The organism is Geminicoccus roseus DSM 18922 (genome assembly GCF_000427665.1).
Lineage (GTDB): Bacteria > Pseudomonadota > Alphaproteobacteria > Geminicoccales > Geminicoccaceae > Geminicoccus > Geminicoccus roseus.
Genome location: NZ_KE386572.1, coordinates 979,930 through 992,433, shown reverse-complemented (window position 1 = coordinate 992,433; position 12,504 = coordinate 979,930). Strand labels below are relative to the sequence as shown.

At 70.2% G+C, this 12,504-nt stretch carries 10 protein-coding genes; all 10 read right to left on the bottom strand.

What is annotated here, in order from left to right; all coding sequences use genetic code 11:
- Positions 1–5: 5 nt before the first annotated feature.
- Positions 6–1,478 (bottom strand): calcium-binding protein, encoded by a 1,473-nt coding sequence (locus GEMRO_RS27905; protein WP_051328750.1) that lies wholly within the window; start codon positions 1,476–1,478, stop codon positions 6–8.
- A gap of 57 nt (positions 1,479–1,535) precedes the next feature.
- Complete coding sequence (locus tag GEMRO_RS27900; RefSeq protein WP_084507720.1) at positions 1,536–2,666, bottom strand: ABC transporter ATP-binding protein; 1,131 nt, start codon at positions 2,664–2,666, stop codon at positions 1,536–1,538.
- Positions 2,667–2,692: 26 nt separating this feature from the next.
- A complete protein-coding gene (locus GEMRO_RS0105955) occupies positions 2,693–3,610 on the bottom strand; it encodes an ABC transporter permease subunit (RefSeq protein ID WP_027133274.1) in 918 nt (305 codons plus the stop codon).
- Positions 3,611–3,619: 9 nt separating this feature from the next.
- Positions 3,620–4,504 carry an ABC transporter permease subunit gene (locus GEMRO_RS0105950; RefSeq protein ID WP_027133273.1) on the bottom strand — a complete coding sequence of 295 codons (885 nt, stop codon included), beginning with the start codon at positions 4,502–4,504 and terminating at the stop codon, positions 3,620–3,622.
- 540 nt (positions 4,505–5,044) lie between these two features.
- Positions 5,045–6,379 carry an extracellular solute-binding protein gene (locus tag GEMRO_RS0105945; RefSeq protein WP_027133272.1) on the bottom strand — a complete coding sequence of 445 codons (1,335 nt, stop codon included), beginning with the start codon at positions 6,377–6,379 and terminating at the stop codon, positions 5,045–5,047.
- Positions 6,380–6,517: 138 nt separating this feature from the next.
- Complete coding sequence (gene eda / locus GEMRO_RS0105940; RefSeq protein WP_027133271.1) at positions 6,518–7,159, bottom strand: bifunctional 4-hydroxy-2-oxoglutarate aldolase/2-dehydro-3-deoxy-phosphogluconate aldolase; 642 nt, start codon at positions 7,157–7,159, stop codon at positions 6,518–6,520.
- Between the two features lie 6 nt (positions 7,160–7,165).
- Complete coding sequence (gene glk / locus GEMRO_RS0105935) at positions 7,166–8,119, bottom strand: glucokinase (RefSeq protein ID WP_027133270.1); 954 nt, start codon at positions 8,117–8,119, stop codon at positions 7,166–7,168.
- The gene (edd, locus tag GEMRO_RS0105930; RefSeq protein ID WP_027133269.1) at positions 8,116–9,960 is read right to left on the bottom strand and encodes a phosphogluconate dehydratase; all 1,845 of its coding nucleotides are present in this window, start codon (positions 9,958–9,960) and stop codon (positions 8,116–8,118) included. Before edd ends, glk begins: the two co-directional genes overlap by 4 nt.
- A 17-nt stretch (positions 9,961–9,977) precedes the next feature.
- Complete coding sequence (gene pgl / locus GEMRO_RS0105925; protein WP_027133268.1) at positions 9,978–10,676, bottom strand: 6-phosphogluconolactonase; 699 nt, start codon at positions 10,674–10,676, stop codon at positions 9,978–9,980.
- Positions 10,673–12,148: a glucose-6-phosphate dehydrogenase gene (zwf, locus tag GEMRO_RS0105920; RefSeq protein WP_027133267.1), complete on the bottom strand. Its 1,476-nt coding sequence runs from the start codon at positions 12,146–12,148 to the stop codon at positions 10,673–10,675. Before zwf ends, pgl begins: the two co-directional genes overlap by 4 nt.
- Positions 12,149–12,504 lie beyond the last annotated feature (356 nt).

Below are 12,504 nucleotides of genomic sequence, written 5' to 3'. Positions count from 1 at the left end.
CGCCCTCAGAGCGAGCCGATCGCCACGGCCGGCCCGTCGCCGAACTGCACCAGCTCGATTCCGCGCAGCGTGTCGACACCGTCGCCAGGACCGGCGATCTGCCAGGTTGCCGCGTCCAGCCGGGTCACCTGGTGGTCGGCGGCGCTGCCGGTGAACAGGGCGGTGTCCTGGCCCGGGCCGCCGTCCAGGAGGTCGTTGCCGGCGCCCCCGGCCAAAACGTCGTCGCCAGGCCCCCCCAGCAGCCGGTCGTCGCCGGCCCCGCCGTCCAGCCGGTCGTCGCCGAACGCGCCAAACAGCCGGTCGGCGCCGCTGCCGCCGAACAGGTCGTCGTTGCCGGCCCCGCCGCGCAGCTCGTCGTCGCCGGCATCGCCCTCCAGCCGGTCGTCGCCGGAGCCGCCATCCAGGGCGTCCCTGCCGTCGCCGCCCTGGACCAGGTCGTCGCCCAGGCCGCCGGCCAGCTTCAAGTCGTCGCCGTCGCCGCCCCGGATCACGTCGTCGCCCAGGCTGCCGAACACGTAGTCGCCGCCGCCGCCGCCATCCAGGAGGTCGTTGCCGTCGCCGCCCAGCACCAGGTCGGTGCCGTCGCCGCCGTCCAGGATGTCGTCGCCCACGCCGCCATCGACCCGGTCCCGGCCGGCATCGCCGTTCATCCAGTCCGCCCCGGCGCCGCCGGCCAGAAAGTCGTCGCCGCCGCCGCCGCGGATCAGGTCGTCTCCGTTCTTGCCGTAGATCGCGTCGGGTGCACCTGAGCCCAGGAAGCGGTCGTCGCCATCGGTGAGCCCGCCCACGAAGCTGCCGCCGGGCGCGCCGCTCTGCGGGGTGGCGTCGACGAAGTCGTCGCCGTTCCAGCGATAGGCCGCACCACCCACGACCAGCTGCTCGACGCCATTCCCGCCGACCTGCTCGCCCAGCAGCACCGAGACCATGGCGCCGCCGGCACCCTGGAAGTCGATGCGCAGCGCCGTGCCGTCCCGGCCGAAGCCGAGGTCGCCGAAGGACAGGCCGTCCTCCAGCACCAGGCGGTCGGCGCCGCCGGTGTCGAGGATCACCGCACCCGCGATTCGGCGGCCGATCCGGTAGAGGTCATCGCCGTCGCCACCGGCCAGGCCGTCGGTGCCGGCGCGGGCGACCAGTACGTCGTTGCCGCTCCCGGCCATCAGCACGTCGTCGCCCTGGCCGCCGTCCAGGAAGTCGTTGCCGCCCAGGCCCTGGATCAGGTCGGCCCCGGCCGTGCCGAGCAGGCGGTCGTCGCCGGCGGTGCCGGTCAGCACCAGCCGCTCCTGCCCGGAGAACTCCTGGCGCGTCGCCACCTCGGCGCCGTTGGCCAGCTGGATCCGGGGCACCGTCGTCCCTTCGCTGCGCACCACCCGGCCCTTGCCGTCATGCACCAGGAAGGCGTCGTCCGCCGCCCCGCCCGGGCCCACCGCCACGGTCAGGCGCACGTCGTCCGCGGCAACGCCGCTACCAAGCTTGACCAATCACCTGCTCCGCCGGTCCTTGGGCCACTCCAGCAACGCAGTGGCCAGGTCGACCGGCTAGCCCACCCGGGCCGTGGCGGCAACCGCGGCCGGCGTCGCTGCCGCCGGGTGGAGACGCTTCAACGTGGCGGCCATGCGCCTGCCATCCGAGGCCCGGAAAAGGTGAAGTGCGTCCTCGGGAAGTCTGGCCAGTATCCGGGCGCCGTCTGGATAGGGCAGGCCCGGGGTCGTGGAGATCGCGAAGTTCTGCTCGTGCAGCCTTGCATGCAGCACCCGGGTCGCACCCAGTTCCTCGACGATCTCCAGCGGGACCTCCATGTCCGCCTCCTCCGGAGACTGCGCCAGCTCGACATGCTCGGGCCGGATGCCGAGCTGCACCGGGCCGGCATCGGCTCCCTCCGCCAGGAACGGCAGCGGCCCGCCCGCCAGCACCACCCGGCCGTCCTGGTCGATCCGGGCGTCGACCAGGTTCATGGGCGGCGTGCCGATGAAGCTCGCCACGAAGCGCGAGGCCGGGCGGCCGTACACCTCCAGCGGCGTGCCGACCTGCTCGATCTGCCCGTTCTTCATCACCACCAGCATGTCGGCCATGGTCATCGCCTCGGTCTGGTCGTGGGTGACCAGCACCGAGGTGACGCCCAGGCGCTGGTGCAGCCGGCGCAGCTCCAGCCGCATCTGCACGCGCAAGGTCGCATCCAGGTTGGAGAGCGGCTCGTCGAACAGGAACACGCGCGGCTCGCGGATCATCGCCCTTGCCATGGCGACGCGCTGGCGCTGCCCGCCGGAAAGCTGGCCGGGCTTGCGCTCCAGATAGTCCGACAAGCCCACCGAGGCCGCGGTGGCGCGGATTCGCTTATCGCGCTCCTGGCGCGGCACGCCCGCGACCTCCAGGGGATAGCCGATGTTGCGCGCCACGCTCATGTGCGGGTAGAGCGCGTAGTTCTGGAACACCATGGCGCAGTGGCGCTCGCGCGGCTCCTTGTCGTTCATCCGCTCCCCGGCGATGTGCAGCTCGCCGGCGCTGATCTGCTCCAGCCCGGCGATCATCCGCAACAGGGTGGACTTGCCGCAGCCCGACGGCCCCAGGATCACCAGGAAGGTGCGGGCCGGCACGGTCAGGTCGACCCCCTTCACCACCTCGTTGCCGCCAAAGGACTTGCGGACCGAGCGGAGCACGATGTCGGCCATGATCTCTCTTTCCATCGGGGCGGGCTTCATTTCTCGGTCGCGACCAGGCCGCGCACGAACCAGCGCTGCATCAGCATGACGACCAGCAGCGGCGGGGCCATGACGATCAGGGTGCCGGCCATGGCGATGTTCCATTCCGGCTCGCTGAACATGGACGGGATCAGCTGGCGCAGCTCCATCACCGCGGTGCCGTAGCGGGCGCGGTCGGTGGTCACCAGGAGCGGCCACAGATACTGGTTCCAGGCATACAGGAACATGATGGTGCCAAGCGCTGCCATGTTGGTGCGCGAGAGCGGCAGCAGGATGTCCCGGAAGAACCGCAGCGGTCCCGCCCCGTCCATCCGCGCCGCTTCCACCAGCTCGTCCGGAATGGTCAGGAAGTACTGGCGGTAGAGGAACGTCCCGGTGGCGGTCGCCACCAGCGGCAGGACCAGGCCGGTGTACGAATTCAGCAGGTTCCATTCGAGCGCGACCTCGATCCCGGTCAATGCCTGCCAGAGCCAGGCGAGGCCGGTGACGTCGAGGATCGCCTGCAAGGGGCCGAGCGCGTTGGCCGCCACCGCGTAGGTCGGCACGATCCGCACCTCCAGCGGCAGCATCAGGGTGACGAAGATCCCCCAGAACACCAGCATCCGGAACGGCCAGCGGAAGAACACGATCGAGAACGCCGTCAGGGCCGCCAGGAACACCTTGCCGGCGGCGACCAGGGCCGAGATCAGCAGGCTGTTGGCGAGCTTCGGCCCGAGATCGGCGCGCTGCCAGACCGCCGCCAGGTTCTCCAGCAGGTGGCTGCCCGGCAGGAACGGCAGCGGCGAGGTGTTGACCTCCTGCAGGTTCAGGCTGGCCGCCACCAGCACCAGCCAGAGCGGCACCAGCGCGATCACCAGGCCGATCAGGAGGATCGCCTGGGTGACGATGTCGAGGATCGGGGTGCGTTCGATCATCGGCGGCCCTCAGCTATAGTGGATCTTGCGTTCCACGAAGCGGAACTGCACGAAGGTCAGGACGATCACCAGCAGCATCAGGATGATGCTTTGTGCGGCGGCGCCGGAATAGTCCAGGCCGCGAAAACCGTCGAAATAGATCTTGTAGACCAGCAGCTCGGTCGACTTGTTCGGCCCGCCCTCGGTGGTCAGGTCGACAATGCCGAAGCTGTCGACGAAGCTGTCGGTCAGGTTGACGATCACCAGGAAGAAGATCGTGGGGGTCAGCAGCGGCAATTGGATGTCGCGCACCCGCCGCAGCGGCCTAGCCCCGTCCATGGCGCCGGCCTCCACCAGGCTTTTCGGGATCGACTGCAGCCCGGCCAGCATGAACAGGAAGTTGTAGGCCACGTATTTCCAGGAATAGGCGACGATGATCAGGATCATCGCCTGCGTCCCGTTCACCACCGGGTTCCACAGGCCCGGGAAGCTGTGGTTCAGGTAGGCGATCATCCCGGCCTCGGGCGAGAGCAGGAAGCGGAACGCCAGGCCTGCCGCCGGGGCGGCGATGGCATAGGGCCAGATCAGCGCCCAGCGGAACCCGGCATGGCCTTTCAGCCGGCGGTCGACCGCCAGCGCCAGCAGCATGCCCAGCGTCATTGCCAGCGCGGTGGAGGCCACCGCGAACACCACCGACAGGAACACCGAGTTCCAGTAATGCGCGTCGGCGAAGATCGCCCGGAAATTGTCCAGGCCGACGAACGTGTTGCCGCCGCCCCAGGGCTGTTCCAGCGTGAACGCCCAGTACAGCGCCGCCCCCGACGGCCAGTAGAAGAACACCAGCACCAGCAGGACCTGCGGGGCCGCCAGTGCCAGGGCCAGCGGCGTGTTGCTGAACCAGGCCCGCTTTTCCATCGGCCGAGAACTCCGGAGAAGTTAGGACAGTGTGCCTATCAATGCTATGCTGGACGTCGTCGCCGGCCGGTTCTGGAAACCCGCTCGATGTCCGCTCGCGTCCCCGCCGTTTTGCACGAACGAACCCGAGGCCCGGGCCGCGCGGCCGGGCGTTCGCCCAAACGAACCCGAGAGCTGGACGGCGACGCCAGGCGTCCGTCCAAACGAACCCGAGCCGCCTGCCGCCGCCGCGTTTTGCACGAACGAACCCGAGAGCTGGACAGCGAGGTCAGGCGTTCGTCCAAACGAACCCGAGCCGCCTGCCGCCGCCGCGTTCTGCACGAACGAACCCGAGAGCTGGACAGCGACGCCAGGCACTCGTCGAAACGAACCCGGGCCTCCGTCCACCGACACCGTGCTTTGCACGAACGAACCCGAGACCGGGGCAGCGAGGCCGGGCATTCGTCCAAACGAACCCGGGCCTCCTGCCGCCGCCATCGTGTTTTGCACGAACGAACCCGAGCGCCGGGCCCGCTCGTGCGAACCCGGCTCCCTTGGTGGTCAGGGCAGCTGCTTGCCCGCGTAGGTTTTCTCGAAGCGGCGCAGGATCGCGTTGCCCCGCTCGACCGCCTGGTCCAGGCCAGGCTGCACCTCGGTGGTGCCGGCCATGATCCCGGTCAGGGCGTCGCGCAGTTCCTTGCGGATCTGGATGAAGCCGCCCAGCCGGATGCCGCGGCTGTTCGCGGTCGGCGGGGTGTAGGTCAGGGACTCGATGGCGATCTCGCGGCCCTTGTAGGGCGCCTCGTCATAGAAGCCCTTGTCCATCATGTACTCGTAGCCGGAATTGGTCACCGGGATGTAGCCGGTCACCGTCGACCACCACTCGGCCTGCTCGGGCTTGGCCAGGAACGCGAAGAAGGCGGCCGCCCCCTCGTACTGCTCCGGGCTGTTGCCGGCCAGCGCCCACAAGGAAGCGCCGCCCACCAGCGAGTTCTTGCGCTCGGTGCCTTCCCAGACCGGCACCATCGCCACGTCCCACGCGACGCCGTCCGGCATGGTCTTGCCGACGGTGCCGTGGTCGGCGATCGACGACTGCATCATCATGCATTCGTTGTTCATGAAGGACTGCAGCCGCGCCTGGCCCATCTCTTTGAGCTGGAACAGGCCCTCGTCGGTCATCCGCTTGAAGAAGGCGACATGGTCGACGAACCTGGTCTGGTTGACCACCAGCTCGGCATCCAGCCCGTCATAGCCGTTGTTCTGGGTCGCGATCGGCAGGTCGTGGACCGCCGAGAACTGCTCCATGAACTGCCAGGGGTCGACGTCGTAGGCATAGGGGCAGGCATAGCCGGCTTCTTTCAGCGCCCGGGCGGCCGTCTCGACCTCCTCATAGGTCTTGGGCGCCTCGCTCAGGCCGGCCTTCTGGAACGCGTCCTTGTTCCAGTAGAGCACCGCGGTCGAGCTGTTGAAGGGGAACGAGTACAGCTCGCCCTTGGAGGTCGCGTAGTAGTCGGCGATGCCCGGGAAATAGTCGTCCCAGTTCACGTCGTAGCCGGCCTTCTCCATCAGCTCGCGCGCCGGCACGAACGCCCCGGACAGCATCAGGTCGGCGGTGCCGGCGTCGAACACCTGCAGCACGGTCGGCTGCTTGTTGGCGCGGAACGCGGCGATCGCGTTCTGGACCGCGGCGTCGTAGGTGCCCTGGCTGGTGCAGACCGCCTTGAACTGGTCCTGGCTGCCGTTGAAGGTCTGGCACATCTCCTGGATGCGCTCGCTGAGGTCGCCCGTCAGCCCGTACCAGAACTCGAACTCCACCGGCTCCGCCTGGGCGGCGCCAGCGGAAAGCGCCACGACGCCGGCCATCGCCAGCCCGTGCAGCTTGTGCATCACGGTCATCGGTTTCCTACCCCCGTCTTGACGACGCCGTCCCTGGGGCGCGGCGACGGGGGAGGGGTAGTGGCGATGCGTGACGCCTTCGTCACCGCCCCGCGACAGGGCCTGTCACAGATCGCGATGGCGGTGGATCGGCGCCTGTCAGCCCAGCAGCGAGGCCTTGTGGGCCAGTTCCTCGATGCGCTTCCAGTCGCCCGCGGCCACCACGTCGGCCGGGGCGATCCAGCTGCCGCCGACGCAGACCACGTTCTTCAGCTTGAGATAGTCCTCGGCCTTGGCCGGGTCGATCCCGCCGGTCGGGCAGAACTGCAGGTCGGGCAGCGGCGAGGCCAGCGACGCGATCAGCTTGGCGCCGCCGACCGCCTCGGCCGGGAACAGCTTGAGGACCGAGAAGCCCTCCTCGGCCAGCTGCATGCCCTCCGAGGGGGTGGCGATGCCCGGCAGCCACGGCACCGGCGAGGCCTGCGCCGCCTGCACCAGCGCGCGGGTGGCGCCCGGCGACACGGCGAAGCGGGCGCCGGCCAGGGCGGCGGCTTCCATCTGCTCGGGCGTGCGCACCGTGCCGACCCCCACCACCGCGTCCGGCACCTGCGCCGCGATCGCGCGGATCACGTCCAGGGCCGCCGGGGTGCGCAGCGTCACCTCCAGCACCCGCACCCCGCCGGCCACCATCGCCTTGGCCAGCGGCACCGCGGTGGCGACGTCCTCCACGATCAGCACCGGCACCACCGGCCCCATCCGCAGGATCGAGAGCAGGGCGTCGCGGCGAGCTTCAGGATTCATGGGATATCAGCCGTGCAGGAGTTTCGCGGTGCAGCCGAACAGGGCCGGCGTGGGCGCGGTGATCCTACGCAGCGGCACGCCGTCCAGGAAGGAGGAGAGGCGGCCCTTGTCCCGGAACTTGGCGGCGAACCGGTCCGGGTCGAAGAACTTGGTGAGATGGTCGAGCACCCCGCCGCCCAGGTAGACCCCGCCGCGCGCCCCGAAGGTCAGCGCCACGTCGCCGGCAAAGCCGGCCAGCTGGTCGAGGAACAGGTGGAGCACGTCGGTGGCGAAGCCGTCGCCGGCCAGGGCCGCGGTGACGATCTCGCCCGGCTCCTTCCACAGGAGCTTGACCCCTTCGGCCGCCGCGATGTCGCCGGCCATGCGCAGCATGCCGGGCCCGCACAGCCAGTGCTCCGCCGAGACCCGGCCGCGCTGGCTATAGGCGACCTCGAGCGCCCGGCGCAGGCGCGGCTCGGCGGTGGCGATCTCGACATGGCCGCCTTCGCCCGGCACGGCGATCCAGCGGCCGCGCCCCCGCACCGCCCCGGCGACGCCCATGCCGGTGCCCGGCCCCAGCACCGCCATCGGCGCGCCCTCGATCGCCTGGCCGGGCGGGCCGACCACCTCGCTGGCGCTGTCGGGCAGGAACGGGCAGGCCAGCGCCAGCGCCTCGAAGTCGTTCAGGATCAGGAGCTCGGCCAGGCCCAGGCGCTGACGGACCTCCTCGGTGGAGAAGTCCCAGCCGCGATTGGTCAGCTTCACATGGTCGCCGGTCACCGGCCCGGCGATGGCGATCGCGGCCCGCACCGGCCTGACCCCGCCCTCGTCGGCCAGGAACGCCAGGATGGCGTCCGCCAGGCTCGGGTAGGAATCGTTCTTGAGGACGCGCGGCGTACCGGGCGCGGTGCCGTCGGCGCCCACCAGCGCAAAGCGCCCGTTGGTGCCGCCGACATCGCCGACAAGGAGCAGTTCGTTCACGCAGCCATTCCGAAGGGTCCCCCTACCACGGCCGCCCCATGATCCGCCGGACCCACGGCGGCTCGGAAGGGGGCGAACAGGTCGCGGCCGATCCCGGTCTGGTAGGGCGACAGGTCGCAGGTGGCGTTCGGCCGGGCCGCCCATTCGGCGGCGTCGACCAGCGCTTCCAGCGTTCCCGTCACCGTGTCCAGGCGGATCATGTCGCCATCCCTGATCTTCGCGATCGGCCCACCGTCAACGGCTTCGGGGGTCAGGTGGATCCCTGCCGGAATCTTGCCCGACGCCCCGGACATCCGTCCGTCGGTGACCAACGCCACCTTGAACCCGCGATCCTGCAGGATGCCCAGGGGTGGGGTCAACTTGTGCAGTTCCGGCATGCCGTTGGCCTTGGGGCCCTGGAAGCGCACCACGCACACCACGTCCCGGTCGAGCTCGCCTGCCTTGAACGCCGCCTGCACCTCGGCCTGGTCGTGGAACACCCGGGCCGGCGCCTCGACCACCCGCCGCTCCGGCTTCACCGCCGAGACCTTGCTGACGCAACGGCCGAGATTGCCGGTGAGCAGGACCAGCCCGCCCTTCTTGTCGAACGGTTCCTGCACGGTGCGGATGATCGCCCTGTCCAGCGACTGGCCGGGGCCCTGGCCCCAGACCAGCCGGTCCCCTTCCAGCTTCGGCTCCTCGGCATAGCGGCCAAGGCCGCCCTCGCCCGCCACCGTCTTCACGTCGGCATGGAGCAGCCCGGCGCCCAGCAGTTCTTGGACCAGCACGCCCATGCCGCCCGCGGCATGGAACTGGTTCACGTCGGCCAGGCCGTTCGGGTAGACGCGGGCCAGCAGCGGGGTGACCTCCGACAGCTCGGCCATGTCCTCCCAGGTCAGCGCGATCCCGGCCGCCCGGGCGATCGCGACCAGGTGGATGGTGTGGTTGGTCGAGCCGCCGGTGGCGTGCAGGCCGACCACCCCATTGACCACCGCCTTCTCGTCGACCACCTCGCCGATCGGCGTCCAGTCGTTGCCGAGCGCGGTGATCTCGGTGATCCGCCGGGCCGCCGCCCGGGTCAGCGCGTCGCGCAACGGCGTGCCCGGGTTGACGAAGGCGGCGCCCGGCATGTGCAGGCCCATCACCTCCATCATCATCTGGTTGGAGTTGGCGGTGCCGTAGAAGGTGCAGGTGCCGGGGCCGTGATAGGAGGCCATCTCGGACGCCAGCAGCTCCTTCCGCCCGACCTTGCCCTCGGCGTAGAGCTGGCGGACCTTGGACTTCTCCTCGTTGGAGGCGCCGGTGGTCATGGGTCCTGCCGGCACGAAGATGGTCGGCAGGTGGCCGAACGCCAAGGCGCCCATCAGGAGGCCCGGCACGATCTTGTCGCAGATGCCCAGCGCCAGGGCGCCGTCGAACGTGTCGTGGGACAGGCCGATCGCGGTGCCGAGCGCGATGGTGTCGCGCGAGAACAGCGACAGCTCCATGCCCGGATAGCCCTGGGTGACCCCGTCGCACATCGCCGGCACCCCGCCGGCCACCTGCGCCACCCCGCCGGCCTCGCGCACCGCCTGCTTGATCAGCTGCGGATAGGTTTCATAGGGCTGATGCGCGCTCAGCATGTCGTTGTAGGCGGTGATGATCCCGATCGAGAGGGCGCCCTCGCCCTCCAGCCCGGCCTTGTCGTTCGGCCCGCATGCAGCGATGGCGTGGGCGATGTTGGCGCAGCCGAGCTTGTGGCGGCGGGGCGCCCGCTCGCCCAGGCGCCGGACCTGGTCCAGGTAGCGGGTGCGGACCGGCGCGGAGCGCTCGCGGATCCGCTGGGTGACCGCCTCGACAGTGACGTGGAGAGGAGCGGTCATGCGCGAAACTCCATGGTTCAGCCTGCGATATGCACCTCGGCATGGGCATGCCGGAGCGCGGCACGGATCGGCATCTCGGTGAGGGGTCCCGGCTGCATCGCACGCTCCAGCGTGCGGAGCTTGCCGGCACCTTCCAGGGGGAGGAGGACCAGCCCGGCCCGGGCCACCACCGGCAGGGTCAGGGTCAGCCGCTCGGGCACGGCGGCGGCGCTGGACGCGACCATCGGCAGGACCAGCCGCTTGCCGTCCAGGTCGAGCGCCTCGCCCAGCCGGTCGCCGTCGGGAAACCAGGAAGCGGTATGCCCATCCTCGCCCATGCCCAGCACGATGACGTCGAAAGGTTGCGGCAGCGTGGCAAGCGCCTGGTCGGCCGCGTCGGCGGCGGCGTCCAGGGAGGCGGCGTCGCCACGCTGGCCGATGAAGGCCGCGGCGGCCGCCTCGCGCTGCAGGAGGTGGCGGCGCACCAGCGCTTCGTTGCTGTCGGCATGGTCGGTCGGCAGGAGCCGCTCGTCGACCAGGGTGACGGTGACCCGGTCCCAGGGCAGCTCCAGGGCGGCCAGCGCCTCGAAGATCGGCACGGGGCTCTTGCCGCCGGAAACGGCCAGCACCGCCTGGCCGCGCCCGGCGACCCCGGCGCGCAGGGCGGCGCCGATCCGCGCCACCACGGCTTCGTGCAGCGCCTTGCTGTCGGCATGGCGGATCGGCTGGGCGGTCATGTGCCGGGCTCCACCCAGCGGCGGCCGTCATGGACCATGAGCGCCACCGCGCCGGAGGGCCCCCAGGAGCCGGCGCCATAGTTCTCCGGCCCCTCGTCGGACTGCTTCCAGCCGTCCAGGATCGGTTCGCACCAGGTCCAGGCCGCCTCGACCTCGTCCTTGCGCATGAACAGGGTCTGGTTGCCGCGCACCACGTCCATCAGCAGCCGCTCATAGGCGTCGGGGAAGCGCACCTTGAAGGTCTCGCTGAACGAGAGGTTGAGCGGCGTGGTCTTCAGCCGCATCCCGCCCGGGCCCGGGTCCTTGCTCATCAAATAGAGCCGCACGCCCTCGTCGGGCTGCAGGCGGATCACCAGCCGGTTGGGGCGGACCTCGCCGGCGTCGCGCTCGAAGATCGAGTGCGGGATCGGGCGCATCTGCACGACGATCTCGGAGGCGCGCTGCGCGAGGCGCTTGCCGGTGCGCAGGTAAAACGGCACGCCCGACCAGCGCCAGGTCTCCACCTCGGCCTTGATCGCGACGAAGGTCTCGGTCTCGCTGCGATGGCCGAGCTCGTCGAGATATCCCGGCACCGCCTTGCCGTCGATGGCGCCCGGCGCGTACTGGCCGCGCACGGTGACCTGCTCGACGCGCCCGGGCCGGATCGGCTTCAGGGCGCTCAGCACCTTCAGCTTCTCGTCGCGCAGCGAATTGGCGTCCATCGCCGAGGGCGGCTCCATCGCCACCAGGCACAAGAGCTGCAGCATGTGGTTCTGGACCATGTCGCGCAGAGCACCGCTATGGTCGTAATAGTCGGCGCGATTGCCGACCCCCACCGTCTCCGCGACGGTGATCTGGACATGGTCGATGGCGGCGCGGTTCCAGATCGGCTCGAACAGCGCGTTGGCGAAGCGCAGCGCCATCAGGTTCTGGACAGTCTCCTTGCCCAGATAGTGGTCGATGCGGAAGATCTGCCGCTCCTCGAACACCGCGCCCACCGCCTCGTTGACCGCCTTGGCCGAGGCCAGGTCCTTGCCGATCGGCTTCTCGATCACCACCCGGGTCTGCGGGGTGACTAGGCCCTGGTCGCCGAGCTTGGCGCAGACCGGGCCGAACAGCTCGGGCGAGGTGGCAAGGTAGAACACCCGGATCCGGTCGGCGCAGCAGGCCAGGAAGGAGCACAGGTCCGGCCAGCCCTTGGAGCCGGTGGCGTCGAGCGAGATGTAGCTGAGGCGGCCGAGGAAGCGTTCCACGTCCTCAGGGACCAGATCGTCGGCATTGACGTGGTCGTTCAGCGCGCCCCGCACCAGCTCGCGGAACTCGTCGTCGCTCATCTCGCGGCGGGAAAGACCGCAGACCCTCGCCTCGGAGGGCATCTGGCGGTCGCGGCAGCGCTGGTAGAGACCGGGCAGCAGCTTGCGCAGCGCCAGGTCGCCCGTGCCCCCGAACACCACGAGGTCGAAGGTCTGGACCGGAATGATCTGAGCCGTCACGTGTCGTCGCTTTCCGTACAGGACCGGACAAGTCGCCCGAGGTGGCGGACCTCCACCGGTCCGTCAATATCGTCCGAACCGCTTGGGGGAGGAGTTCGCCACCCGGGCAGGGTTCCAGCAATTCGCACGCCAGCGGCTGGCAGGCCCACTCCCGGTTACCACTCTGCCGCCGGCAGCGCCATGGACACCGCAGGCGCGCTCGCGGCAACCCTGCCCTGGCCGGCCTGTTCCTGGCCAGGGCCGCCCGACTTGACCAGTTTCCCCCGGGGATGCCCAGATGGTGGGCACGGCGCCGCGGCGGCCCGGCGACCGTCCGGCCCGCCCGGCGCAGGCCGTGGAGAACGGACGATGGTCGG